This is a genomic window from Pseudomonas acericola (SeqCode), assembly GCF_053456465.1.
On record NZ_JBRFJB010000002.1, the window covers coordinates 672471 to 698563 of the forward strand.

At 62.2% G+C, this 26093-nt stretch carries 23 protein-coding genes; 11 read left to right on the forward strand and 12 right to left on the reverse strand.

Annotated elements, in window-relative coordinates:
• Window positions 1-167: 167 nt before the first annotated feature.
• Both ACU688_RS09185 and ACU688_RS09190 read right to left on the reverse strand, forming a co-directional pair.
• Window positions 168-2609 carry a penicillin acylase family protein gene (locus ACU688_RS09185; protein ID WP_448184452.1) on the reverse strand — a complete coding sequence of 814 codons (2442 nt, stop codon included), beginning with the start codon at window positions 2607-2609 and terminating at the stop codon, window positions 168-170.
• A gap of 228 nt (window positions 2610-2837) precedes the next feature.
• Window positions 2838-3482 carry a glutathione S-transferase N-terminal domain-containing protein gene (locus ACU688_RS09190; protein WP_448184453.1) on the reverse strand — a complete coding sequence of 215 codons (645 nt, stop codon included), beginning with the start codon at window positions 3480-3482 and terminating at the stop codon, window positions 2838-2840.
• 84 nt (window positions 3483-3566) lie between these two features.
• On the opposite strand from ACU688_RS09190, the gene ACU688_RS09195 reads away from it, so the two are divergent.
• On the forward strand, window positions 3567-4118 hold the full coding sequence (locus ACU688_RS09195) for a cysteine hydrolase family protein (protein WP_448184454.1): 552 nt from the start codon (window positions 3567-3569) through the stop codon (window positions 4116-4118).
• Here the strand turns inward: ACU688_RS09195 and ACU688_RS09200 are convergent.
• The 4 genes from ACU688_RS09200 to ACU688_RS09215 all read right to left on the reverse strand — a co-directional run bounded on the left by ACU688_RS09200 (window position 4115) and on the right by ACU688_RS09215 (window position 9561).
• The gene (locus ACU688_RS09200) at window positions 4115-4903 is read right to left on the reverse strand and encodes an ABC transporter ATP-binding protein (RefSeq protein WP_448184455.1); all 789 of its coding nucleotides are present in this window, start codon (window positions 4901-4903) and stop codon (window positions 4115-4117) included. The two genes, ACU688_RS09195 and ACU688_RS09200, sit on opposite strands and share 4 nt — an antisense overlap.
• Complete coding sequence (locus tag ACU688_RS09205) at window positions 4900-5958, reverse strand: FecCD family ABC transporter permease (protein ID WP_448184456.1); 1059 nt, start codon at window positions 5956-5958, stop codon at window positions 4900-4902. Before ACU688_RS09205 ends, ACU688_RS09200 begins: the two co-directional genes overlap by 4 nt.
• A gap of 68 nt (window positions 5959-6026) precedes the next feature.
• Complete coding sequence (locus ACU688_RS09210; protein ID WP_448184457.1) at window positions 6027-7154, reverse strand: ABC transporter substrate-binding protein; 1128 nt, start codon at window positions 7152-7154, stop codon at window positions 6027-6029.
• 25 nt (window positions 7155-7179) lie between these two features.
• Window positions 7180-9561 carry a TonB-dependent receptor gene (locus tag ACU688_RS09215; RefSeq protein WP_448184458.1) on the reverse strand — a complete coding sequence of 794 codons (2382 nt, stop codon included), beginning with the start codon at window positions 9559-9561 and terminating at the stop codon, window positions 7180-7182.
• Between the two features lie 198 nt (window positions 9562-9759).
• Here ACU688_RS09215 and ACU688_RS09220 point away from each other — a divergent pair, with 198 nt between their 5' ends.
• Window positions 9760-10470 (forward strand): response regulator, encoded by a 711-nt coding sequence (locus ACU688_RS09220; protein ID WP_207039773.1) that lies wholly within the window; start codon window positions 9760-9762, stop codon window positions 10468-10470.
• On the forward strand, window positions 10467-11852 hold the full coding sequence (locus ACU688_RS09225; RefSeq protein ID WP_448184459.1) for an ATP-binding protein: 1386 nt from the start codon (window positions 10467-10469) through the stop codon (window positions 11850-11852). The genes ACU688_RS09220 and ACU688_RS09225 overlap by 4 nt, the downstream gene beginning before the upstream one ends.
• A 159-nt stretch (window positions 11853-12011) precedes the next feature.
• Here ACU688_RS09225 and ACU688_RS09230 read toward each other — a convergent pair whose 3' ends face one another.
• The 4 genes from ACU688_RS09230 to ACU688_RS09245 are packed head-to-tail and all read right to left on the reverse strand — an operon-like array spanning window position 12012 to window position 13683.
• Complete coding sequence (locus tag ACU688_RS09230; protein ID WP_026136698.1) at window positions 12012-12212, reverse strand: SEC-C metal-binding domain-containing protein; 201 nt, start codon at window positions 12210-12212, stop codon at window positions 12012-12014.
• Window positions 12209-12691, reverse strand: a complete 483-nt coding sequence (locus ACU688_RS09235; RefSeq protein WP_448184460.1) for an LEA/WHy family protein — start codon at window positions 12689-12691, stop codon at window positions 12209-12211. Before ACU688_RS09235 ends, ACU688_RS09230 begins: the two co-directional genes overlap by 4 nt.
• 19 nt (window positions 12692-12710) lie before the next feature.
• The gene (locus ACU688_RS09240; protein WP_135310924.1) at window positions 12711-13181 is read right to left on the reverse strand and encodes a YchJ family protein; all 471 of its coding nucleotides are present in this window, start codon (window positions 13179-13181) and stop codon (window positions 12711-12713) included.
• A gap of 4 nt (window positions 13182-13185) precedes the next feature.
• Window positions 13186-13683: a DUF6231 family protein gene (locus ACU688_RS09245; RefSeq protein WP_448184461.1), complete on the reverse strand. Its 498-nt coding sequence runs from the start codon at window positions 13681-13683 to the stop codon at window positions 13186-13188.
• A gap of 190 nt (window positions 13684-13873) precedes the next feature.
• Between ACU688_RS09245 and ACU688_RS09250 the strand changes: the two genes are divergently transcribed.
• Both ACU688_RS09250 and ACU688_RS09255 read left to right on the forward strand, forming a co-directional pair.
• Window positions 13874-14566, forward strand: a complete 693-nt coding sequence (locus tag ACU688_RS09250; RefSeq protein WP_448184462.1) for a PA1041 family peptidoglycan-binding anchor lipoprotein — start codon at window positions 13874-13876, stop codon at window positions 14564-14566.
• A 171-nt stretch (window positions 14567-14737) separates the two neighbouring features.
• A complete protein-coding gene (locus ACU688_RS09255) occupies window positions 14738-15496 on the forward strand; it encodes a collagen-like protein (protein WP_448184463.1) in 759 nt (252 codons plus the stop codon).
• Between the two features lie 118 nt (window positions 15497-15614).
• Here ACU688_RS09255 and ACU688_RS09260 read toward each other — a convergent pair whose 3' ends face one another.
• Window positions 15615-16079, reverse strand: a complete 465-nt coding sequence (locus ACU688_RS09260; RefSeq protein ID WP_448184464.1) for a CopD family protein — start codon at window positions 16077-16079, stop codon at window positions 15615-15617.
• Between the two features lie 99 nt (window positions 16080-16178).
• Here ACU688_RS09260 and dinG point away from each other — a divergent pair, with 99 nt between their 5' ends.
• The 6 genes from dinG (at window position 16179) to ACU688_RS09290 (ending at window position 24505) form a co-directional block, all read left to right on the forward strand.
• The gene (gene dinG, locus ACU688_RS09265) at window positions 16179-18323 is read left to right on the forward strand and encodes an ATP-dependent DNA helicase DinG (protein ID WP_124525991.1); all 2145 of its coding nucleotides are present in this window, start codon (window positions 16179-16181) and stop codon (window positions 18321-18323) included.
• 89 nt (window positions 18324-18412) lie between these two features.
• On the forward strand, window positions 18413-20698 hold the full coding sequence (locus tag ACU688_RS09270; protein WP_448184465.1) for a beta-galactosidase: 2286 nt from the start codon (window positions 18413-18415) through the stop codon (window positions 20696-20698).
• Between the two features lie 82 nt (window positions 20699-20780).
• Window positions 20781-21926 carry a serine hydrolase domain-containing protein gene (locus ACU688_RS09275; RefSeq protein WP_448184466.1) on the forward strand — a complete coding sequence of 382 codons (1146 nt, stop codon included), beginning with the start codon at window positions 20781-20783 and terminating at the stop codon, window positions 21924-21926.
• 143 nt (window positions 21927-22069) lie between these two features.
• Window positions 22070-23101 (forward strand): OmpA family protein, encoded by a 1032-nt coding sequence (locus ACU688_RS09280; RefSeq protein ID WP_448184467.1) that lies wholly within the window; start codon window positions 22070-22072, stop codon window positions 23099-23101.
• A 27-nt stretch (window positions 23102-23128) separates the two neighbouring features.
• Window positions 23129-23776, forward strand: a complete 648-nt coding sequence (gene pdxH / locus ACU688_RS09285; protein WP_448184468.1) for a pyridoxamine 5'-phosphate oxidase — start codon at window positions 23129-23131, stop codon at window positions 23774-23776.
• Between the two features lie 264 nt (window positions 23777-24040).
• Window positions 24041-24505, forward strand: a complete 465-nt coding sequence (locus tag ACU688_RS09290; protein WP_026136695.1) for an outer membrane lipoprotein — start codon at window positions 24041-24043, stop codon at window positions 24503-24505.
• A gap of 290 nt (window positions 24506-24795) precedes the next feature.
• On the opposite strand, the gene nhaA is transcribed toward ACU688_RS09290, so the two are convergent.
• Window positions 24796-25977 carry a Na+/H+ antiporter NhaA gene (nhaA, locus tag ACU688_RS09295; protein WP_448184469.1) on the reverse strand — a complete coding sequence of 394 codons (1182 nt, stop codon included), beginning with the start codon at window positions 25975-25977 and terminating at the stop codon, window positions 24796-24798.
• Between the last annotated feature and the right edge of the window lie 116 nt (window positions 25978-26093).

The window sequence follows — 26093 nt, forward strand, 5'->3', positions numbered from 1 at the left end:
CGTGGAATATTCAGCGCACCATTTCGGGGCTGGCGCAGGAATAGAGGTGAAAGAAAGCAAATGTGGGAGCGGGCTTGCCCGCGATGGCAGTGCTTCAGTCAACCTATCAGTGACTGACACACCGCAATCGCGGGCAAGCCCGCTCCCACAAAAGCCCCACTCAGATTTTATTTACCGGGAGTCAGCGTCAACCGCGTCTTCCCATACACCTTCTCGAAGTTCTGCGGCTGCATCGGGAAGCTCAGGTATTGCGCCTTGAGCGACGGGTCGATGCCGTTGGCATAGTTCGGGCTGGCCGGGTTGCCGGATTGGCCGATGCCACCCTGGCCGGTCATCGGCTCCACTTGGCCGAAATCGACGATCATGCGCAACGCCGGCACCTGCGTGGTGTTGAAGTCCTGCCCCCAGCTGTACGGCGCCGGGTTCAAGGTGTTGTGGTCGCCACCGGACGCCAGCGGGCCGCGAATCACCTGGCCCTGGCTGTTTTTCCAGGTGGTGCTGTGCAACTTGCCCCACTGCCAGGCCTTGTGGTCGGCGCCCAGTTGGCTGTCGCCGGCGCTGATCGCGGCGGCGAGGGTGCGCGCCAGGATCGCCGGTTTGTCTTCTTTCTGCGGGGTGCGCGTGTCATCCCAGAACGGGCTGTCTTCGCGGCCCAGCAGGTGGTCGGCCGTGGCGGCGTAGGACAGGCTGGCCGTGCTGACAAACGCCTTCCAGCTGGCGCTGGTTTCCGGGCCGAGCTTGTCGAGGAAGATCTGTTTGGCGCTTTCCTGCAGGAACAGCTCGTAAATCGCCGCATCGGCAGAGGTGGATACGAGGCGACCGTCGAACGCCATCAGGCGGCCCAACGCTTCACGCGCCTTGGCCTGTTCGGCCGCCGGCAAGGCATCGATCGCCTGTTTCAGCGGCTGGGCCATGCCCGGCGCCTGGAACATGGTCTTGAGCTTGGCGGCGAAGGTGGTGGTCTGGTCGTACTGCATGGCGATCATGCTGCGGTTGTCATGCTTGCCCGCGTTGGCCAGTTGCGCCAGGCGTTCGCTGCGTTCCGGTGCGTCCCAGGAGTTGGACAGTTGCATGCCGTAACCGCGTGGTGCGGTGCGCTGGTTGGCGGTGCCGATCCAGCCTTGGGCCGGGTCCTGGTCATAGGGGTGCAGCATCGCGTCGGCGTAACCGTCCCAGTCAAAGCGCGTGTCCCAGCCCGGCGAGGGCAGTAGGCCTTCACCTTCGCGGCGGTTGGGGAAACGCCCGGTGACTTGCCAGCCAATGTTGCTGGCGTCGGCGAACACCATGTTCAACGCGATGGCGCGGATTTCGCGGGTGGCGTCCGAGGCCTTGCCGGCGTTTTGCGCGCGGGACAGGTCGAATAACGCATCCAGGCTCTTGTCGTCCTTGAAGTCGGCGGTTTGCAGGGCCAGGCCAAAACCGCTGGTGAGCGCCTGGCTGCTATTGAGCAGGGCGCCGTGGCGGGTTTCGTATACGACTTCGCGAATCGAGCGTTGGCCTTTGACGAAGAAGGTTTCGTTTCGTACACCGGCCGGTAGCCATTTACCGTTGTTCTCGTAGTACAACGCGCTGCCTTGGCGTTTGACCTTCTCCAGGAACAGGTCCTGGGTATCGCCCTTGACCGTGCTCATGCTCCACGCGATTTTGCCGTTGAAGCCCGACAACAGGGTCGGCAAACCGGCAATCGAGGCGCCGACCGCCTGGTATTTCGGCGCACGGATCTGCACGTAGCTCCACGGCGACGGCGCTTGCGGCTGGGCGGCCAGGTCGTTGGCCAGCAGGCTTTTACCGCTGCGGCTGCGTTGCGGGCCGATGGCCCAGTTGCTCGACGTGGTCACGGCCAGGGAGTTGAGGCGACTGAGTTGCTGGCTGACGCTGTCCAGCCCGGCGAGGCCGCTGATCTGGCTCAGGTTCACGCCTTTGAGTTTTTCCGCTTCGGCCAGCGGGATCGCTTCGTCCGGCGCGCTCGGGGTGAGCCAGGCCAGTTTGTCGACACCGACCTTTTGCGCCAGCACCAGGGAGGCGATTTCCTCTTGCAGGTTGGCCGACTCGCTGAAGTTCAGCAGGCAGAACAACAGCGCCGAATCTTCCGGCTTCCAGTATTCCGGTTTGTAGCCGGTCTGGGCGAGGTCCGGCGGCAGCTTGTCGCGGTAGCGGAACAGGTAGGCGTTGACGCCACGGGCATACACCTCAAAGAAACGCTTGAGGCGCGGCGACGAGGCGTTATACAGCTCGCCGGCGCTTTTTTTCAGGTTGACCGCACGCATGAAACGGTCGGCATCCAGTACATCAGGGCCGGACATTTCCGCCAGACGGCCCTGGGCCAGCAGGCGCAGGGTGACCATCTGGGTGATGCGGTCGCTGGCGTGTACGTAACCGAGGCTGAACAGCGCATCGTGGAAGGTGTTGCTTTCGATCAGCGGCATGCCCTGGGCATTGCGGCGCACCGACACATTCTGTGCCAGGCCTTTGATCGGTTGCACACCGGCGACCGGCGGCAGGGTGTCTTGGGTGCTCTGGAGCTGGCAACCAGCCAGGCTTAACGCACTGGCCACTGCCGCGGCAACGCCGAACCGGGGAAGAAAATGTGAGAGGGCTGGCGAGGCCATGGCAAAGCTCCTGCAGGGGGTAGCGTCAGTAAAGGCGCTACGTTAGTGAGCGCGGTGAAACGACGCAAGCGGGAGTTTGGGGTTAAGCATTACTTCTTGAATCAAGTGATGGTTAATGTGGGAGCGGGCTTGCCCGCGATTGCGGTGTGTCAGTCACTGATAGGTTGGCTGAACCACTGCTATCGCGGGCAAGCCCGCTCCCACATTTTGTTTTCTATCGTCTTGAGATCAGGCCTTAGGCGGATTCACCTTCTGCACCAGTTCATACGCCCGCACCGTCGCCGGCCGCTCCTTGATGCTGTTGAACCAACGCTGCACATGGGGGAAATCTTCCAGCCGCTGGCTCTGCCACTTGTGGGAAACAATCCACGGGTAGATGGCCATATCGGCAATGCCGTAGTCCTCGCCGGCAACAAACGCCCGATCCGCCAGGCGCCGGTCCAACACACCATACAGCCGTGCGGTTTCGTCTATATAGCGCTTGATCGCGTAGGGGATCTTCTCGGGAGCGAACTGGCTGAAGTGATGATTCTGCCCGGCCATCGGTCCCAACCCGCCCATTTGCCAGAACAGCCATTGCAGGGTTTCCTGGCGGCCGCGCAGGTCTTTGGCAATGAATTGGCCGGTTTTTTCCGCGAGGTACAGCAGGATTGCGCCGGATTCAAACAGCGAAATCGGCGCGCCACCGTCGCCAGGGTTGTGATCGACGATGGCCGGAATGCGGTTGTTGGGCGCGATCTTCAGGAAGTCGGGCTTGAACTGATCGCCCTGGCCAATATTGATCGGATGCACCTCGTAAGGTAGGCCGGCTTCTTCCAGGAACAGTGATACTTTGTGACCGTTGGGGGTCGTCCAGTAGTACAAATCGATCATGAAGCTCTCCAAAGGCGCGAATGCCTGTAGGTAGAGGTGATGTTCGGAGTGCGAAAATTCAATGAAACATTTAGGTCTATCGATATGGAATTTCGGCAGGACGCAGCACTGATTGTGATTGACCAGCAGAAAGGCATTCATCACCCCAAGCTCGGGCGGCGTAACAACCTACAGGCCGAGGAGCGCATTCAGGCGTTGTTGCAGCATTGGCGCCACACGGGGCGGCCGGTGATCCATGTGCAGCATCTGTCCCACTTGCCGGATTCGGTGTTCTGGCCAGGGCAGTCCGGTGTCGAGTTCCAGGACGCCTGCGTGCCGGCGGCCGGTGAGTCACTGATTCAAAAACGCGTGCCGGATGCATTCAGCGGCACGCCGCTGGAAGCGCAGTTGCGCGCGGCTGGCATTGCGCAATTAGTGCTGGTGGGCGTGGCCACCCACAACTCGGTGGAGGCCACCGCCCGCACCGGCGGTAACCTTGGGTTTGATACCTGGGTAATCGAAGACGCGTGCTACACCTTCGACAAACCGGACTTCTTCGGTGAACTGCACCCCGCCGAATTGGTGCACGCCATGTCGCTGGGCAACCTGCACGGTGAGTACGCCACGGTGATCCATTCCCGCGACGTGCTGCGTTAAGCCACCGCGCCATCCACCAACACCTGCAACGACTGCTGCGAACACCGCTCGATGCGTACCTGTACGCCATACACCTCGGCGAACAGCGCCGGCTCGAGCACCTCATCCGCCGCGCCACAGGCGTACAAACGGCCCTGGCGCAGCACGGCGATATGGTCGGCGAAGCGTGCCGCGAGGTTGATGTCGTGCAGCACCACCACGGCGATCAGTTGGTGCTCGCGCACCAGGCCGCGCACGCAGTCCATGACTTTCAATTGGTAATTGAGGTCGAGGGCGCTGGTGGGTTCGTCCAGCAGCATCACCTGGGGGCGCCGGGCGATGAGTTGGGCAAGGCTGACCAGTTGGCGTTGGCCGCCCGACAATGTGCTTAACAGTTGATCGGCCAGGTGCGCGATGCCGATGCGTTGCAGCGCCGCGAAGGCTTCACGCAAGCAGGCATCGCTGGACAACGGAATGCCGTCCACATTGGTCACGCGCAAGGCGGCGATCACACTTTCCATCACGCTGAGGCTCAGCCCGGGTGGCAGGTTCTGCGGCATGTAGGTGACGCGCCGCGCACGTTCGGCTACGGACATGGCCGACAAGTCGAGGTCGCCCAATCGCACAACGCCTTGCATCTTTTCCAGCCCGGCCACGGCACGCAGTAACGTGGATTTGCCCGCGCCGTTGGGGCCGATCAGCGCGGTCAGGCTGCCGTGGGGCAGAGTGGGCAGGCTCAGGTCGTGGACAATCTGCCGACGGCCGTAGCTGACATTTGCGTGCTGTACGCTCAACCCTTCGCTCATAACTGTTTCCCACGCTTGAACACCAACAGCACGAATATCGGCACGCCCACCAACGCGGTGACGATGCCCACCGGCACGATCACGCCGGGCATGATCAACTTGCTGGCAATCGACGACAGCGCCAGCAGCAGCGCACCGGTCAAGGCGCTGGCGGGCAGCAGGAAGCGTTGGTCTTCGCCCACCAGAATCCGCGCGATATGCGGACCTACCAGGCCGATAAATCCGATGGTGCCTACAAAAGCCACGGCGGTGGCCGACAACAGGCTGATGCGCAGCAACGAGAAAAACCGCAGGCGCTTCACGTCCACGCCAAAGCTCTGCGCGCGGTCTTCACCCATGCGCAGCAGGGTCAGGCGCGGCGCGGCGGCAAACGAGAACGGCAACACCACCGCGACCACCAGGGCCAGGATGCCGAGCTTGTCCCAGTTGGCGCGGGTCACGCTGCCCAGGGTCCAGAACACCAGTTGTTGCAGCACGTCTTCGGTGGCGACCAGTTGCAGCAAGGCCACCACCGCGTTGCAACTGAACACCAGCGCAATGCCAAACAACACCAGGCTTTCCACCCCCGCGCCGCGCAGGCGCGACATGGCTTGCAGCAAAAATACCGAGGCGGCGGCGAAGATAAACGCCGAGATAGAAATCGCGGTGTTGGCCGACACCCACAGCGTCGTCACCGGAAACACAATCACCAGGGACGCGCCCAACGCCGCCGCCGACGACACGCCCAAGGTGAACGGGCTGGCCAGCGGGTTGTTCAAGATCGCCTGCATCTCGGCCCCGGCCAGCGACAGCGCGCAGCCCACCAGCACTGCCATCAGGGCGTAGGGCAGGCGTACGTTCCAAATGATTACCTGGTCGGTGGCGCTGAGATGGGCGGGGTGCACGATGCCGTCGAGCAAGGCCAGCAGGCCCATGCCGGAAGGGCCGCTGGCCAGGTCCACCAGGATGGCGCCGACCAGCGCCGTGCCCAGCGCGGCCAGCAGCCAGGCGCGCCGTGCGAGCAGGCGGCGGTAGCCGTGGGTGGCGCTGGCCAGGTCGAGGGTTTGAGTGGTCATGGGTGCTCACACAATTTCAAATGCAATGGAGATCTAAATGTGGGAGCAGGCAAGCCAGCTCCCAGTTTTTACTGCGTTTTTGCAGGGGCTTTGGTGTCGATCCAGTAGGCGCCCTGCAACGGCATTCCCAGGAACTGTTGGTTGATCTGCTCCATGGTCACCTGCGGGTCCAGCTTGGCAAACAACTCCGGATGCACCCACTTGGCCAACGCTTCAATCGCCAGCACGTTGTACGGCGAGTTGTAGAAGTCATGCCACAGGCCGTGGGAATTGCCCTCGCGGATCGCACGAAGGTTGGCGAACTCTGGCCGCGCCAACACACGATCAAACGCCTCGCGCGCTTCGTCGGTGCTCACGCCCGCGCCGAGGATCAGCCCCGGTTTGTGATTGCCGGTGGCGACGTACACATCCGGGTCGGCCTTCAATGCGTACTCGACGCTGATGTCGCCCAACGCCCCCGGCACCACATCGGCGGCGATATTACGTCCGCCCACCAACTTGATCACTTCACCCATGCCGCTCTTGCCGGTGGTGTGTCCCGGCGCTTGCCAGGCGCCGGCCAGCAGTTCGAGGAACACGCTTGGGCGTGGCCCGGCGGGCAGGGTGGCGACGGCGTCGGTGATGACTTTGATGTGTGCGTCATAGAGGTCGAGGAACGCCCTGGCCTGGGCTTCACGGCCCAGGGCCTGGCCCAGCGCGGTCATGCTGGTGTGGGTGCCTTGCACCGGGTTGACGCGAAAATCGACAAACACCACCGGGATGCCGGCCTTGGCCAGCACGTCAGCCACCGCGCTGTGTTCGGTCGGGCCGTGGCCGGAAATGCTGAACACCGCCAGGTCCGGTTTGAGCGAGAGAATTTCCTCGGCGCTGACGCTTTGTTCCGACGCCTGGCCGATCAGCGGGATGTCTTTCACCGTCGGAAATTTCGCCACGTAGGCGTTGTAAGTGTGCTGGTCCAGCAGCTTCAAATCGTTCTGCCAGCCGACAATGCGCTGGAACGGTGCGTCCTTGTCGAGCAGGGCGAACGCCGAAATCAGCCGGCCTTCACCCAGCACCACGCGCTTGACGTGATCGCTGACCTCGACCGTGCGCCCCAGCACATCGGTGACTTGTTGGGCGGCGGCGGTTTCGGCGTGGCCGAGGACCAGCGCGGCGCACAGCACGCCGAGCTTGAGCAGTTGACGGGGTTTGCGCATGGCAAGGGCTCCTGGAAAGGGGGATTTAGAACTCATAATCAACACTGGCGGTGAGGGTGCGCCCGGCGCCCGGGATGCCGTAGAGCTGGAAGCCATCGAGGGACGCGCCGACCTGGCTGTAATAGAACTTGTTAAACACGTTGTTGAGGTTGAGGTTGACCGTGGTGTCCTTGTTCACCTTGTATTGCGCCGCCAGGTTGCTCAGCCAGTAGCCAGGGGCTTTTTCGTGGTCGCGGGTGTAGATCGCGTACACCCCGGAGGCGCCACTCGCATAGCTGCTGTTGTTGTTCAAACCACCGACGTATTTGTTGTCGGTGTAGCGGCGCCGGCCCACGTATTGCTCGCCGTAGCTCAGGCTCAGCGCGTCGGTGACGGCGTAGGTGGTCCACAGGTTGGCGGTCAGGTCGGGCACGTTCTTGGCTTCGGCGCCTTTGTTGATGCCTTTGGTCTGCACGCTCTTGAGCGCCGAGAAACCGCTGTAGGCGGTCCAGCGCGGGGTGATGTTGCCTTGCAGGCCCAGTTCGATGCCGTCCACGCGTTTGGCGGGCAGGGCGCGCACCGGGGCGGATTCGCCGTCCTGGTATTCCCAGGAGTTTTCCAGCTCGGTGCGGAAGATCGCCGCCGTGACATTGAGCATGTCGTGGGCAATGTCCCACTTGGTGCCCAGCTCGTAGGTCTTGGATTTGGCCGGGCTGTAGTTGCTGGTGCTGGCCGCGCCGTAGATCTGGTTGTTGGTGGACGCGCCGAGTGCCGACGGTTGTGCCGCCTCGCTGTAGGAAACGTAGATGCTGCCGTTGGGCAACGGCTTGAATACCACGCCGACACGGCCGCTGACCGCACCGGCGCTGCTGCTGGTGGTGGCTTGGCCGCGCTGGCGGGTTTCGGCCTGCCAGTGGTCGTAGCGCAGCGAGCCCAGCACTTGCCATTGCTCGTTGAGGGTGACGGTGTCGCCCAGGTAGACGCCGGCGTTGTCGATCACCGAGCGCGGCTCGCCGACGCCTTTGGTCACGTAGGTGCTGGCGAAGCTATGGCTGGGGTCGGCCATATCGAAAAGCATGTTGCCATCGGGCACTTCGGCGTTGCGTTTCAGGCCGCCGTAGGTCTCGTGGTAGAACTCCAGGCCTGAGACCACCGCATGTTGCAGGCTGCCGGTGTTGAACTTGAAGCTGAAATCGGTCTGGTTATCGAGGATGGTGTAGCGCTTGGACAAACCGAAGTCGCTGCCGCGCAGGATGCCGTAGGACGTGTTGCTGTTGTTCACATAGTCGGTGTAGGCATTGACCGTGCTGCCTGGCACTTGGCTGATCGGACCTACACCGGTGTAGCCCAAGGTCGCACAGCGGGTGCCGGTGCAGGTTTTTCCGCCTGAGGCGCTGGCGGCGAAGAAGCGCGCCGGGGACAGCACGGCGAAGTTGTCGCTGTGCTCCCAACGCGTCTGGTTGCGCAGGTTGGCGTCGTTCCAGGCGAAGTCGTGTTCGAAGCGCGCGGTCAGCGAGGTGGTTTTGTTCTCTTGGGTGTAGAGGCTGGAATCGCCGTACCAGTTGGAGCGTTTTACCCCGGGCATGCGGTCGCCGTTCGTACCGCGCTGGATCGGTACGCCGCCGTCCGGGGTATTGGTGTCTTTCTGGTAGAAGGTGTCGATGAAAAAGCGTGTGTCGGTGCCCAGGCCGAAGCCGAACGAGGTGGCGATGCCCCAGCGGTCGTAGTCCACGTCGTCGCGTTCGGACACTTGGTTGTAGTGCTTCATCAGGTTGACGCGTACGGCGGTGGTGTCGTTCAGCTGTTTATTGACGTCGGCGGTCAGGCGTCGGTAGGCATCGGTGCCGATCCCAGCGGACACACGGTTGGCGTCACCCAGGTGCGCTTCCTTGCTCACCAGGTTGACGCTGCCGCCCACGGCGGACACCCCGGACTCGATGGAACCGGTGCCCTTGAACACTTCGGCCTGTTGCAGGTTGAAGGTGTCGGTGCGCGTGGACATGCCGGCATCGCGCACGCCGTCAACGGTCAGGCTTTGTTCGGAGGAAAACCCACGGATCGAAAACAGATCGCCCCAGCCCAGATTGCCTTCGCCGGACATAAAAGTAATGCCCGGCACGTTGCGCAACACTTCCTGCAAGGTCTGGGCGTTCTGTTCCTTGAGCACCTGCTGCGGCACGATGGTCACGCTTTGTGGCGCGTCCAGCAGGGGCTGGCTGATTTTTGCCGAGGTCACCCGGTCGACCTTGAAGGTGGACGTGGCTTCGCCATCGACCTTGATTTCCGGCAGGCTCAGCACTGAGTCCTGGGTGCTGGCGGTGGGCGCATCCGCCCAGGCCGTCGGGGCCACGCTGCCGGCGGCGAGAAAGCCGAACATCGGTGCCAGGGTGGTGTGCAGCGGGTTGCGGTAAGGGGTGGGCAATGACATGGGCTACTTCCGAGTCTAAATTACAATTACTCTCATTTAGGTTCGGTAGTCTAAAGAGCGATTCCTCCTGCATTGCCCTGGGTTTGTATCGCTGATGCTTGATTATCGTTTCCTACAACATTCCATTACATTTGCGTACGCCGTTGCCTGAACTTTCGGCTATTTGCTGCGTTTTATAGTTTTTCGGATCGACTGCCCATGGCCAAGCAAGACCACCTCCTGATCGTTGACGACGACCCGCAAATCCGCCAGTTGCTCTGCGACTATCTGAGCGACGCGGGCTTTCAGGTCTCCACCGCTGCCGATGGCAAGGAGATGCGCCGGCGCCTGGAATTGAACGTCATCGACCTGATCGTCCTCGACCTGATGCTGCCCGGCGAAGACGGCCTGAGCCTGTGCCGCGAGCTGCGCGTGAGTTCCAACACGCCGGTGGTGATGCTCACCGCCAAGGGTTCGTTGATCGACCGCATTGTCGGCCTGGAAATCGGCGCCGATGACTACCTGCCCAAGCCGTTCGACCCGCGTGAACTGCTGGTGCGGATCAAGGTGGTGTTGCGCCGGGTGCAGAGTTTCCCCGACCGGGCGCGGCTGGATGAAGCGCCGAGCATCCGTTTTGCCGGCTGGCAACTCGACACCCGGGCGCGCCAATTGCTCTCGCCGGACGGTGTGGTGGTCAGCCTGGGCAACTCGGATTACCGCGTGCTGCGCCTGCTTTTGCAGCACCCGAACCGCCCGCTGAGCCGCGACTTTTTGCTCAACCATGTGTTCGACAAAGACAGCACGCCGTTCGACCGTTCCATCGACGTGTGCGTCAGCCGCCTGCGCTCGCAACTGCCGGCCGGGCTGATCAAGACCGTGCGCAACGAGGGTTACATGCTCACCGCTGATGACGTGGTGCTGGCCTCGTGAGACTGCTGCCGCGTTCGCTGTTTGGGCGGCTGGTGCTGATTCTGGTCAGCGGCATGCTCGCGGCCCAGGCCCTGACCAGCAGCATCTGGTACGACCGGCGCCACGGCCAGGTGCTGGAAATCCCCGCGCGGTTGATTGCCACCCGGCTCGCCGATGTGGTGCGCCTGGTGCACAGCGATCCGCAACAGGCCGACCTGCTGATCAAGCTGCTCGATGCGCCGCACTTTCGCCTGACCTTGAGCGACCAGGCCAGCAACACGCCCAGCACCCTCACCGACAGCGACCGGCCGACGGAGCGGCTGATCAAGAAAGTCCTCTCGGAAAAAACCGGCTATGCGCAAACCCTGATCCTGCTGCACCTGTCGCTGGTGGACGGCGCGGGGCAAAACGCCGGGCTGTGGACCTTGCTGGAGTCCAAGCCGGTAGTCGGGCAGTTCCTCATCGACCTGCGCCTGCCCGACGGGCGCTGGTTGCAAGTGGACGCCCGCGAGGAGCAGGGCTGGACCAGCACCTCGCCGCTGGATCTGTTGTTCGATTACGTGATGCGCATCTACCTGCTGCGCGTGTTGGTGCTGGTGGTGATCGCGCTGGTGGCCGTGCGCCTGGCGATCCGCCCGCTCAATGCCTTGGCCAAGGCCGCCGAAGCCCTCGGCCGGGACATCCAGCGCCCGCCGCTATCGGAGAGTGGTCCCACCGAAGTGCGCCGTGCTGCCCAGGCGTTTAATGCGATGCAGCAACGGCTGATCGCCAACATCGCCGAGCGCACGCGTTTTCTCGCGGCGATTTCCCACGACCTGCGTTCACCGATCACACGCTTGCGCCTGCGCACCGAGATGCTCGACGACAACCGCACCAAGGAGCGTTTTCGCAGCGACCTCGAGGAAATGGAGCACATGGTGGCCAGCACCCTGGATTTTGTCAGCAGCGGCGAAATCAACGAGGCGCGGCAAAACATCGACATCAATGCGCTGCTGCAAAGCTTGCAGGCGGATCTGGAAGACGTGGGGCAAAGCGTGCGCATCGAAGGCCGTGCGAAGCAGCCGCTGCCGGGGTATGCGCGCAGCCTTAAACGGTGCGTGCAGAACCTGCTGGAAAACGCGGTGCGTTATGGCCGTGACGTGGTGGTGCGGGTCGAAGACCAGGCCGACCGCTTGACGATCGTTATCAGCGACCGGGGGCCGGGGATTCCCCAGGCACAATTGGAGCAGGTGATGGAGCCGTTTTATCGGGTGGAGGGGTCACGTAACGCCGAAACCGGTGGGTATGGGTTGGGGCTGAGCATTGCTCACACCATCGCCAGGGCGCATGAAGGGCGGTTGAGTTTGAGGAATCGGGAGGGTGGTGGCCTTGAGGTCGAGTTGTTGTTTCAACGCAAAGCCTGATGTGAAATGCAGTCCAATGTGGGAGCTGGCTTGCCTGCGATAGCATCACCTCGGTATCACTGAAAGACCGAGTCGTCTGCATCGCAGGCAAGCCAGCTCCCACAGAAGCCAGCCCATACATACACACAAGCCAGCTTCTACATCGGCTGGATCAGGGCATCAGGCCCCGTGGCACTTCTTGAACTTCTTCGCACTGCCGCACGGGCAAGGATCGTTGCGACCCACGTCCTTCAAGGCATTGCGCACCGGCTCCTGGTGAGCGTGGCCGCAGTTCGGGCCGTGGACATGGCCGTGGTCGTGATCATGGTGATCGTGATCGTGGTTGCAGTCAGGACCATGGACATGGGGTTGCTGAGTCATTGATGTCGCTCCGGAATAAAATCGCCGGGGATTATCTCGCCATTGTGGGCCACCTGCACGTCATAACCGATGAATAATCCGGTTTTCAGCTCGCCGTCGAGGCGATAGGGCACTGGCTTGTCCGGGTTTTTCAGCATCTGCACCACATCGCGGATCTGCGGCCACAGGTTGGTGCGCACCGACACACGGAAAAACTTATGGCTGCGCGGTGGCACGGTGAGCCACTCGTTGGACTCGCCCTCGGTCAGCACAAAGTCATCCAGCGTCACTTTGTAGATCAGGCCGCGCACGGTCAGGTCGGCGTCGTCGCGGTTGTCGACGCGAAAGTACAGCTTGAACTTCTGCTCCAGCAGCTTGGCCCGCACCACTTCGACTTTGACCAGGGACACGTGGGGCGGTGGCGCGTCGTCTTCGAACCACGACGCGCAGCCGGTCAAACCGAGGGTCAACGCCAGCATCAAGCTGTAGATCCGAAGCATGGCGTTTGTCCTGTGTGGGTTAGAGGTAGCTGGAACAACACTTCTTGAATTTTTGCCCACTGCCACACAGGCAGGCATCGTTGCGTCCGGCCTTTACCTCCACGGTGGGGTCGATGAAGTACCAGCGCCCGTCATTCTGTACGAAAGAAGACTGTTCGCGGTGGCTATGTTCACCAGTACTGTCATGCCAGCGTGCAGTAAAGGTCACAAAGGCGTGTTCCGGCTGGCCGCCGAACACCTCGGAGCTTTCCACTTCCAGGCCCAGCCAGGTGCTCTGGGCGCTCCAGGCACCGATGGCATCGCGGTCCAGGCCGGCCTGTTGCGCGGGCAAGGTGGTAGCCACCAGATAATCCACCAGGCCCAGCACGTAGGCGCTGTAGCGCGAGCGCATCAACGCGCTGGCGCAAGGTGCCGGGTGGCCGGCGTGATAATGGCCGCAGCAGGCATCCAGCAGGTTGCCACTGCCGCAGGGGCAAATGGATGTACTCATTGGGTTACCACCAATACTTTCCGAAATTTTGCGGGTTGGCCCAGAACCGTGCGTTGAGCCAGTCGGGCACCTGTTTATAGTCAAGCAGATCGTAGGTAAACAGCGTCAGAACCTGCTCGTCGCGCTGGAACCGCTCGCCGGCCTGCAAGGCCAGGGAAAAGAAATCGGTGTCCTTCCACTCGCACGCGCCCAGGTCCACCAGCACTGCAATGCGGCTGGCATTGAGGTTGCGGATGCCGCCGAGCAAGGTCAGGCCTTGGGCTTTTGACAGGTGCTCCAGGCAATCGACCACCAGCGCCAGGTCAAAACGCTGCGCCGCCAGCTCGGCCGGCAAGGGGCCGGGCGGGGCGATGGACACTTGGGTGTCCGGGTGTTCGGTCGCAAACGCCTCCAGCGCCGGGAACTGGCTGGCACCCAATAGCAGCAGGCGTTTGGGCTGGTGCAGGTCGAGCAAGGCGGCCAGGGCTTGCTGGGGTGTACGGGCAGAAATACCAGCGGTCATCGGAGATCCTCACATCAGGACCGTAGAGACTAGCGCGGCTGAGCGTGCGGGCCTAGAGCGGGCGATTGCGAAAAGCCAGCCCTTGGTGGCGATCCTCAATGAATCCGGGGGTGTGGCCAACTGGCGCAGATGAAAAGAGCGGTCTTTACTCCACCCATCGGCCCCCGCCGATCCCCTCAGGAGAAATCAGATGAGCATCATGCGGACAGCTCTACCCTTGATTCTGCTTACCGGAGTACTGACAGGTTGCGCAGGTTTGCAAAAAACCGATTGGCCCACCTGCGCCGCCGTTGGCGGTGTGACCGGTGCGGCGATCGGCGCAACGGAAAGCTCGGCCTACGCCGGCTACGGCGCGTTGTTGATCGGCGGCATGGCAGGCGCCTATTGCTGGGTGCATGGTGATGGCGACGAAGACGGCGATGGCGTGCCGGACAGCCGCGACAAGTGCCCAGGCACACCGAAAGGCGTGCCGGTCGACGCCAACGGTTGCCCACCGGTGCCAGTCGCAGTGGTTGAAGAAGTGGTGGTGGTCAAGGAAGAAACCATCGTGATTCGTGATGTGCACTTCGAGTTCGACTCCGCCAAGTTGACGGCGGCGGATAAAACCAAACTCGACACCATCGCCACCCGCCTGAAACAAGAAGCGCCAACCGCCCAACTGCGGGTCAGCGGCCACACTGATAGCGTCGGCAAAGACGCCTACAACCAGAAACTCTCGGAAAAACGTGCGCACTCGGTCACCGAATACCTCATCGGTTCCGGTATCCCGCGCAGCAGTTTTGTCTCGGTCACAGGCGCTGGCGAAAGCCATCCGGTCGCCGACAACAAAACCGCTGAAGGCCGTGCCTTGAACCGCCGCGTCGAAATCCAGATCAACCGCTGACAGCCCTTGCCCCTGTGGGATCCACAGGGGCATTGCTGGCGACTTTTACCGAAACCGCCCCGTTCCCAACTTTTTTGAACCTTCACTGGCAAATCGCCGGTAGAAGTCGTTACTGTGCGTCCAAAGAAAAACTAGAAACAACGTTGAAACACACTCAAGGGGAGCTCCAAGATGCGTAAGGTTTTACTGTTGGCCCTGCTGGTCAGCCCCATTGCCCTGGCCCAGAGCGTCAGTGTTGAAACCAACTCGCTGATGCGCCTGCCCAGCAGCACCAGCGTGCTGCAACTGGAGCGTCTGGACGTGGCGGACTACGGCACCTTGCTGATTCCGGCCAGCATCAGCCAGGTCACGGTGGATGAATTGCACCTGGGCCGCGAAGCGCGCATCACCATCGTTCCCGGCAATACCGCGCTGCAATTGCAGGTGCGCCATGCGCAACTGGACCACGGCAGCCAGATCACCTCACGCGGCGCTCCCGGCACCCACGAAAAACCGGCCAAGGCCGGGCGTGACCTGACCTTGCGCATCAATTCGCTGGTGGCCGACGAACTGTCGGTGGACGCCCGTGGTGGCGCCGGCGCCAAAGGTTATGCCGGCCTGGACGGCGCCAACGGCGTAGACCCGGGTTGCACCTGGGGTTCGGCGGGGCGTGGCGCCAATGGCGACAACGGTGGCGACGGCTTGCCCGGCGGCGCAGGTGCGCTGGTGCGGGTCGAGTTGCCGAAGGACTACCCGGCGCAGCAGATCAAGGTCTGGGTGGAAGGTGGTGCAGGTGGCCTGGCGGGTACCGCAGGCAAACCGGGCAAGGGGGGGCAGTCCAAGGGTTGCCTGGTGTATCAGGCCGATGGTGGCGAGAAGGGCCGCCCGGGGTTGGAAGGGCAGCCGGGGCCGGTGGGGCCTGCGGGGTCGGTGACTATCCAGCGGCTTTGATCAGCCTGGGCTGACGCTATCGCGGGCAAGCCCGCTCCCACATTCGACCGCATTCCCATGCTGGAACTCGGTCAACTGTGGGAGCGGGCTTGCCCGCGATAGCGGTTTAACAGTCGCCTCAGAACATCGGCCTCGCCGAAGCCACCGCCACCACCACCAACCCCACAATCAAATTAATCCCCACCAACCGCCGAATCTGCCCCAGCACCGCCGCACCAGTCGGCCAATCCTGCGCCGCCACTGCCGCGCGCAACTCCGGGAACTTCAACGCCTGGATACGGATAAACAACGCCGTCATCACCAGATACAACCCCATCATCACCTGCACATAACGCGGCGCGGTCTCAAACCCGCTGAAACGTAGTTGCAGCAGGCCGACACCGCTGATCGGCAAAATCGCCACCGCGACCCACACCCAAACGAAAAAACGTTGAAACACATTCGCCCACAACGTCAGCCGGGCAGGGCCGTCGAGTGCCGCCACAGCGGCGGGGCGCAGGATCATCCAGGCGAAAAACATACCGCCGACCCAGATCAGGGCGGCCAATACATGCAGGGTGTAAGCGAGGCTAAACGCGGTCATTGAGGTACTCCGTTCTGCGCGGGATTAATTAGCGGGGTATGATAGCGGCCGATCCGAACCACTGAAAATTTATCCAGCGTTTTTTGCGCCCGACTATCCATGATCAGCACTGAACTCAAAACCACGATCCAGGGCGCCTATTCGCGTTTTCTCGAAGCCAAGAGCTTGAAACCGCGCTACGGCCAACGCCTGATGATCGCCGAAGTGGCGAAGGTCCTCGGCGATATCGACACCGACGACGAAGGTCGGCGCAGTGGCGACCCTGCGGTCGTGGCCGTCGAAGCCGGCACCGGTACGGGTAAGACCGTGGCCTACAGCCTGGCGGCGATTCCCACCGCCAAGGCTGCCGGCAAACGCCTGGTGATCGCTACCGCGACCGTCGCCCTGCAAGAGCAGATCGTCTACAAAGACCTGCCCGACCTGATGCGCAACAGCGGCCTGAATTTCACCTTCGCCCTGGCCAAGGGCCGTGGCCGCTATCTGTGCCTGTCCAAGCTCGACGTCTTGTTGCAGGAAGGCCACGCGCAAACCGCCACGGCTTCGCTGTTCGAAGAAGAAGGCTTCAAGATCGAGGTGGATGAAGTCAGCCAGAAGCTGTTCACCAGCATGATCGAGAAACTGGCCGGCAATAAATGGGACGGCGACCGCGACAGCTGGCCCAATGCCCTGGAAGACTCCGACTGGGCGCGTTTGACCACCGATCACAGCCAGTGCACCAACCGTCATTGCCCCAACTTCGGCCAGTGCGCCTTCTACAAGGCCCGCGAAGGCATGGGCAAGGTCGATGTGATCGTCACCAACCACGACATGGTGCTGGCCGACCTCGCCCTGGGTGGCGGCGCCGTGCTGCCGGACCCGCGTGACACGCTGTATGTGTTCGACGAAGGCCACCACCTGCCGGACAAGGCCATCGGCCACTTCGCCCACTACACGCGCCTGCGTTCCACCGCCGACTGGCTGGAAACCACCGCGAAGAACCTCACCAAGTTGCTGGCCCAGCACCCGCTGCCCGGCGACCTCGGCAAGCTGATCGAGCAAGTGCCGGAGCTGGCGCGGGAGATCAAGACCCAGCAGCAGTTCATGTTCAGCGCCTGCGAACAGGTCGCTGACTTCAAGCCCGGCGAAGACGTGGAAGGCCGTGAGCGGCCGCGTCACCGCTTTGTTGGCGGCATGATCCCCGAGCACATGCGCGAAATGGGTATCGAGTTGAAGAAGGGCTTTTCCCGCCTGACCGACCTGTTTACCCGTCTCACCGACCTGCTCAAGGAAGGCATGGACGGCGAGGTCAACATCGGCATCGCCAGCAACCAGGCCGAAGAATGGTACCCGCTGTTCGGCAGCCTGCTGTCCCGCGCCCAGGGCAACTGGGAGTTGTGGACCGCCTTCACCGTCGAAGACCCGGAAGACAACCCGCCGATGGCGCGCTGGCTGACCTTGTCGGAAAGCGGTGCGCTGTTTGATATCGAGGTCAACGCCAGCCCGATCCTGGCCGCCGAAATGCTGCGACGCAACCTGTGGAACGTGGCCTACGGCTGCCTGGTGACCTCCGCCACGTTGACCGCCCTGGGCACCTTCGACCGCTTCCGCATGCGCGCCGGCCTGCCGAAAAAGGCCGTCACTGCCGTGGTGCCAAGCCCGTTCCATCATGCCGACGCCGGCGTGCTGCGGGTGCCGGACCTCAAGGCCGACCCACGGGACGCGGCCGCGCACACCGCCGCGATCATCCGCGACCTGCCGGAACTGGTCGAAGGCTCGCGCGGCACCCTGGTGCTGTTCTCGTCACGTAAACAGATGCAGGACGTGTTCGACGGCCTCGACCGCGACTGGCGCAAGCAGGTGTTTATCCAGGGCAACCTGTCCAAGCAGGAAACCCTGAACAAGCATAAGGCGCGGGTCGATGGTGGTGATTCCAGCGTGCTGTTCGGCCTGGCGAGTTTTGCCGAAGGCGTGGACTTGCCCGGCGCCTACTGCGAACACGTGGTGATCGCGAAGATCCCGTTCTCGGTGCCGGACGATCCGGTCGAGGCGGCACTGGCCGAGTGGATCGAAGCGCGCGGCGGCAACCCGTTCATGGAAATCTCGGTGCCGGACGCTTCGTTGAAGCTGGTCCAGGCCTGCGGCCGCTTGCTGCGCACCGAAGAAGACCGGGGCACCATCACCTTGCTCGACCGCCGCCTGGTCACCCAGCGCTATGGCAAAGCTATCCTTAATGCTCTGCCGCCGTTCCGGCGCGAAATTTCTTAAGCCACAGTGGGCGGTTTCGCCCACTTCGTGGTCTATCTCACTGTATTTCATCAGGCCATTCACCGGCCGTCTGGGAGAACCTTGTTCGTATGATTCGCACGCTGCCCGCTCTATTTGCCCTACTGTTCGCCGCGCCCTTGCTGGCCGCGCCTGCCGGGCAACAGACACTGTTCAACTTCGTCCGGCCGGCCGATGTGGTCAAGGTGGCGACCCAGGACGCCAGCCTGCCGCAATACAACGCCGAACAAACCCCGGAAGGCGAGGTGCTGCGCCGCATCACCTTCAACCCGGCTGCCGAGCCGAGCCTGGTGCTCAGCCCGCAGACCGGCAGCTGGGACTGGTCGCAGTCCAGCGCCATGAGCCTGCGCATCCAAAGTGCCATGGATTGGGCGCTGACCCTCTACGTCACGGTGCAGAGCGCCGACGGCAAGACCTTGCGCAGCCGCATCGACCTGCCGGCCGGCCCGGCCCAGACCTTGCTGGTGCCGCTGCAAGCCAACTCGCCGCTGAGCCAGGGCATGAAGGCCGGCCCGCCGATGCCGATCACCGTGGACGGCCAGCGCGTGTTGCTGGCCGGCAGCTTTGGCGAGATAGACCGCAGTCAGGTGGTGTCGGTGACGTTGTCGATGCAAAAGCCCAACGCCGCGCAAAGCATCCTGCTGGAGCGCTTTGGTGTGCAGGACAGCGAGCCGGTGATCAAGGCCGCCTACAGCGAGCTGGTGGACGCCTATGGCCAATCCACCCGTGCGCGTTGGCCGGAAAAGGTCAGCAGCGATGAACAGCTCAAGGCCGCGGCGACCAAGGAACAGCAGCAGCTGCAAGGTTGGCTGGCCACGCGGGACAAATCCGCCCTGGACAAGTTTGGTGGCTGGAATAAGGGTCCGGCGTTCGACGCCAGCGGGTTTTTTCGCACCGAGAAACGTGACGGCCGCTGGTACTTGGTGACGCCAGAAGGCCATCCGTTTTACTCCCTGGGCGTCAACACTGTGGCCCCGGATAACAGCCAGACCTACGTCTCCGGCCGTGAATGGATGTTCGCGGCGCTGCCCAAGGCCGGTGAACCGCTCGACAAGTACTACGGCAGCGGAGATAACCGCACCGGCAATGGCGCCGGTGAAGGGCGCAGCTTTGGCGCCGGGCGTTGGTACGATTTCTACGGCGCCAACCTGCAACGCACTTACGGTGGCGAAGGCTTTGACCAGAAACGTTGGGCCAGCCATACCCTCGACCGCCTGCAGGCCTGGGGTTTCAACACCTTGGGTAACTGGAGCGACGAAGACCTGGCCCGCGCCGACCGCGTGCCCTACACCTTGCCGCTGTCGATTGTCGGCGATTACGCCAGCATCAGCACCGGCACCGACTGGTGGGGCGGCATGCCCGATCCGTTTGACCCGCGCTTCGCCATGGCCACCGAACGCGCCGTGGCCATCGCCGCCCGTGATCATCGGGATGACCCGTGGTTGATCGGCTTCTTTGCCGACAACGAACTGGCCTGGGCGGGCCCCGGCGACGATGCGAAGTCCCGATACGCCCTGGCCTACGGCACCTTGCGCATGACCACCGACGTGCCGGCCAAGCGCGCGTTCCTCAAGCAATTGCGCGACAAGTACCGCAACGAGGAAGGCCTGTCGAAAGCCTGGGGCATCCACCTGGCGGGCTGGGAGCTGATGGAAGACCCGGGCTTTGAGCCGCCGATGCCGAATGCCGAGCACCCGGAAATCGAGGCCGACTTCAAGTATTTCCAGAAGACCTTTGCCGACGCCTACTTCAAGACCATCTCCGATTCGCTGAAATGGCACGCGCCCAACCAGTTGCTGCTGGGCGGCCGATACGCCGTGAGCACCCCTGAAGCAGTGGCCGCCTGTGCGCAGTATTGCGATGTGCTGAGTTTCAACATGTACACGCTCAAACCCCAGGACGGTTATGACTTCGCGGCCTTGCGTGCGTTGGACAAACCGGTGCTTATCACCGAATTCAACTTTGGCTCCACGGACCGTGGCCCGTTCTGGGGCGGCGTGACGCCAGTGGCCAGGGAAGAGGAGCGGGGCACGGCGTACGCCAACTTCCTCAAGCAGGCCATGGCCGAGCCGTCGATTGTCGGCGTGCATTGGTTCCAGTACCTGGACCAGCCGGTGACCGGTCGCCTGTTGGACGCTGAGAACGGCCATTTTGGCTTGGTCGGCATCACCGATGTGCCGTTCCAGGGCTTTGTCGAGACTGTGCGCAAGAGCAACCTGGCGGCCGTCGATCAACTGGGCAAGGAGGCGGAAAAAGCCAAGGCGGCCAGCGCGGTCCGTGAACATCAAAGTGGTAATGGGGCAAGCGCCGGCAAAGGCGCTGGGCATGCGGGCGGGCACGCGGGAAATGGTCACTGATTCAGCGTTGACGGGTTCACAAAACCTACAATGACTGGAACAATGTCGGCCACTTTTTACGGCGTTTTCCGAGGGGGCTTAGGTGCAGATTCAGGGTCATTACGAGCTCCAGTTCGAAGCGGTACGTGAAGCCTTCGCCGCCTTGTTCGATGACCCCCAGGAGCGTGGCGCCGGGCTGTGTATCCAGGTCGGCGGTGAAACCGTGGTTGACCTGTGGGCCGGCACCGCCGACAAGGACGGTGCCGAGGCCTGGCACAGCGATACCATCGTCAACCTGTTCTCCTGCACCAAGACCTTCACCGCTGTCACCGCCCTGCAACTGGTGGCCGAGGGCAAGCTGAAGCTGGACGCCCCCGTGGCCGATTACTGGCCGGAGTTCGCGGCGGCGGGCAAAGAAGCCATCACCCTGCGTCAGTTGCTCTGCCATCAGGCGGGCTTGCCGGCGATTCGCCAGATGCTGCCCACCGAGGCCCTGTACGACTGGCAATTGATGGTCGACACCCTAGCGGCCGAGGCCCCGTGGTGGACGCCGGGCCAGGGCCATGGCTACGAGGCGATCACCTACGGCTGGCTGGTCGGTGAACTGCTGCGCCGTGCCGACGGACGCGGCCCGGGGGAGTCCATCGTGGCGCGGGTGGCACGGCCATTGGGGTTGGACTTCCATGTCGGCCTGGCGGATGCCGAGTTTTATCGTGTTGCCCATATAGCGCGCAGCAAAGGCAACATGGGCGATGAAGCCGCGCAACGTTTATTGCAAGTAATGATGCGCGAGCCGAATGCGATGACGACACGGGCATTTGCCAATCCACCGTCTATTCTGACCAGCACTAATAAACCCGAATGGCGACGCATGCAGCAACCTGCCGCAAATGGCCACGGTAATGCGCGCAGCCTGGCGGGTTTTTATAGTGGTTTGCTGGACGGTAGTTTGCTGGAAAGCGACATGCTGGAAGAGTTGACCCGCGAACACAGTATCGGGCCGGATAAAACATTACTGACACAAACCCGTTTTGGCTTGGGTTGCATGTTGGATCAGCCACACCTGCCCAATGCCACCTTCGGGCTTGGCCCGCGTGCTTTTGGGCATCCGGGGGCGGGCGGTTCGGTGGGCTTTGCCGACCCTGAGCATGATGTAGCGTTTGGTTTCGTGACTAATACATTGGGGCCTTATGTACTTATGGACCCGCGTGCACAGAAGTTGGTCAGAATATTGGCCGGTTGTCTGTAAACCCCTTGCTGTTTCACGTTTTTTTGTTACAAAGGCAACTATAAGAAGAGGCTGACGGAAAAGTTGTAACTTTATTCTTGTCCTGGCGTCTGTTTAACGGGTCATCCAGACCCCTGGCATTTTTCTCATTTTGTGGATATCTCATGTTATCGAACAAGTCCTTGGCACTGGCGCTTTGCCTCACTATTACTGGCTGCGCACAAACCCCACAAAATGATGCCGATGGCGGACATTGGTGGTCATTCGGATCTGATAAGACGGTTGCCAAGGACGCAGTCACCAAGGTCGACGCCAAGCCAGATGCCAAGGCCGCCGCCGACGCCAAGGCTGCCGACCTGAAAGCCGACCTCAAGGCTGCCACTCCAGCCCCGGCTGCCGCGCCAGCTGTGGCCAAGACCGATAGCGAAACTCACTGGTGGTGGCCGTTCGAAAGCAAGCCAAAGCCACTGGCCAAGGTCGATGTGACCAACATCCCGATGCCAGACCCAAAAATCACCCAGGCCTGGCTGGACGACTATGAGCCGCGCCTGCGCGCTGCCATCAAGGACAGCAACCTGCAATTGGAACGCCGTGACAACGTACTCGTGGTGATCGCCCCGGTAGACGGCTCCTACAACCCGAAACGCCCGGCGATGCTGCTGCCAGTCACCCTAGGCCCGTTCACTCGCGTGGCCAAGGCCGTTGAAGCCGACCCGAAGACCGCCGTGCTGGTCCTGGGCCACGTCGATGCCACCGGCACCGCGCCAGCCAGCCAGGCGTTGAGCAAGGAGCGTGCGCAGTCGATCGCCTCGATCTTCAGCCTCAGCGGCTTGAAGCAGGACCGCCTGATGCTGCGCGGCATGGGCGACCTTATGCCACGTGCCGCCAACGACAGCACCCAGGGCCGTGCGCTGAACCGTCGCATGGAAATTATGTTCACTCAGCGTACAACTATGTTGGCCTTGCTGAGCAAGTACAACTCGGGCAAGACCCCACCCGTGGCTGAAATGGTGGCCGTGCAGGACGTTCCTGCGCCAGCACCTGTTGTAAAAGCCCCGGCGAAAAAAGCGCCTGCCGCCAAAAAAGCCGCTGCCAAGCCAGCTGCCAAAAAAGCCCCGGCCAAGCCGGCTGCGAAGAAAGCGGCTCCGGCCAAGGCCAAGGCTGCTGCACCGGCTAACGACCAGGCAAAAAACTGACCTGTTGAAGTAGAAGGATAAAGCCGCATGACCCAGGCACTGGCCGATATGCGCCGTGACTACATACGGGACGGTTTGAGCGAGGCCCAGGCCCCGGGCGAGCCGTTTGCGTTGTTCCACCAGTGGTTTGCCGACGCGGTGAAAACCGAGCAGCCACCGGTGGAAGCCAATGCCATGACCCTGGCCACGGTTGACCAGGAGGGGCGCCCGCACTGTCGCATCCTGCTGCTCAAGGGCCTGGATGCACAGGGCTTTACCTTCTTCACCAACTATCAGAGCGCCAAGGGCGAACAGCTTGCCGCACGACCGTTTGCGGCCATGACGTTCTTCTGGCCGACCCTGGAACGCCAGGTGCGGATCGAGGGGCGGGTGGTCAAGGTGTCGTCTGAGGAGTCGGATGCTTATTACCAGGTCCGTCCGTTGGGCAGCCGCCTGGGGGCTTGGGCTTCGCCGCAGAGCAAGGTCATTCGTGACCGTGAAGAACTGCATGATTTGCTCAAGGCCACCGAGCAGCGTTTCAGCGATACCCAGCCCGACTGCCCCGAGCACTGGGGTGGTTATCGCCTACTGCCTGAGCGCATCGAGTTCTGGCAAGGCCGCGCCAGCCGCCTGCATGATCGCTTGAACTATCGCCTGCAAGGGGCCGACTGGACCCGTGAGCGCCTGGCACCCTGAGCACCGCCTTTCGTCATCCCGCCTGAATGTTTCCCGCTGCGCCGACGTCTCTATGGCAGAGACTTCGGTCGCGTGCGGCTGTGCGACTACAATGATGAAACAGTCGTGACATCACTTGGCACAAGAGCTGGGCTACCGTTGGTCGAGTTTTCTGGTGCTGGCAGTCTGTACTCAGGCTGAATGAAAGCAATTTTCTGCGGTGCTTGCCGTGACAGGCGCCAAACCGCAGCGTCTAATGACCACCTGTCCTTTGGAGTTGATGCTATGCGTAAGTCCGTTTTACTAGTTGCCTGCTTCACCACTCTGTCACTTCTGCTGGGTGGCTGTGCTTCGAGTCTGACCGGCGACTCGTACTCCCGTGACGAAGCGCGTCGTGTTCAGAGCGTTCGCATGGGCACCATCGAATCCCTGCGGCCGGTGAAAATCGAAGGCACCAAGACCCCAATCGGCGGCGCTGCTGGCGCCGTCATCGGCGGCGTTGGCGGCAGCGCCATCGGCGGCGGTCGTGGCAGCATCGTTACCGCAGTGATCGGCGCAGTGGCCGGTGGCCTGCTGGGCTCGGCCACCGAAGAAGGCCTGACCCGCACCCAAGGCGTGGAAATCACCGTACGTGAAGACGACGGCAGCATGCGTGCCTACGTACAGGCCGTGCAGGAGAATGAAATCTTCCGCATTGGTGACCGTGTGCGCATCATGACGGTTGATGGGACTAGCCGGGTTACTCGCTAAGCGTTAGCCGCAGAAACGAAAAAACCCCAACCGGGTGACCGGTTGGGGTTTTTTGTTGCAAGCCCAGTTTGCGGCTGGAGTTGCCTGTTCACAGGAAACAATGACCTGTATCCGAAGGCCCACATGTTCCGGTAAGTACGCTGGAGGTAAGGCCCAACTCACGGAGGGCCGAGTATGTCTAAGTTTGCCTGTGGCGAGGGAGCTTGCTCCCGCTGGAGTGCGAAGCGCTCCCAAGGCTTTTGGGGCCGCTTCGCTGCCCGGCGGGAGCAAGCTCCCTCGCCACATTGACTTTAGTGAGACGCTTTCTTGCGACTCGCCATCGCCGTCACCGCATACCCGATACACGCCGCCAGAATCGACCCGGTCAGAATCCCCATCCGATCCTCACCGGCAAACTCACTGGCGCCCGGCACAAACGCAAGGGAGCCGACAAACAGGCTCATTGTAAAGCCGATCCCGCACAGGATTGCCACGCCAAACACCTGGCCCCAGTTGGCGCCTTCGGGCAGTGCGGCCAAGCCGGCCTTGATGGCCAGCCACGTGAGGCCGAACACGCCGACGGTCTTGCCGATCAGCAGGCCGGCGGCAATGCCCATCGGCACGTGGTGGGTGAAGCTTTCCAGGCTGACGCCGGTCAGGGATACGCCGGCGTTGGCGAACGCAAATAGTGGCAGGATGCCGTAGGCGACCCACGGGTGCAGCGCGTGTTCCAGGGTCATCAGTGGCGAAGGTTCGGCGTTCTTGGTGCGCATCGGGATGCAGAACGCCAACGTCACGCCGGCCAAGGTGGCATGCACGCCGCTTTTCAGCACGCAGACCCACAGGATCAGCCCGATGATCAGGTACGGTCCGAGCTTGATCACGCCCAGGCGATTCATCGCAATCAAGGCGATCAAGCAGGCGCCCGCGCCCGCCAGTGCGGCACCCGAGAGGTCGGCGGAATAGAACACGGCAATCACGATGATTGCGCCCAGGTCGTCAATGATCGCCAGGGTCATCAGGAACAGCTTCAGCGACACCGGCACGCGTTTGCCCAGCAGGGCCAGCACGCCGAGGGCGAAGGCAATGTCGGTGGCCATGGGGATCGCCCAGCCGGACAGTGCGGCGGGGTAGTCCTTGTTGATCGCCCAGTAGATCAGCGCGGGGACGACCATGCCGCCAATCGCCGCCGCACCGGGCAGTACCACTTGCGAAGGCTTGGACAGGTGCCCATCGATCAGCTCGCGCTTGACCTCCAGGCCGATCAGCAGGAAGAACAGGGCCATCAGGCCGTCGTTGATCCACAGCAGCGCGGGCTTGGCGATTTGCAGGGCGCCGATCTGTGCCACCACCGGCACGTCGAGAAAAGCGCTGTAGAGGTGCGACAACGGCGAATTATTAATGATCAGCGCCAGCGCGGCAGCGGCGATCAACAACAGGCCGCTGGCGGCTTCCAGCTGGAAGAAACGGGTGAAAGTGCTACGCAGAGGCAAGGGATGCTCTCCAATCAAGGTTCAATAGGGGGTTACCCTAACCCGTACCGTTAGTTGTTAAAACAAAAGTTATATTCTTATTTGTTATAAGCGATGGTCCGGTGTGACGGCGCGCC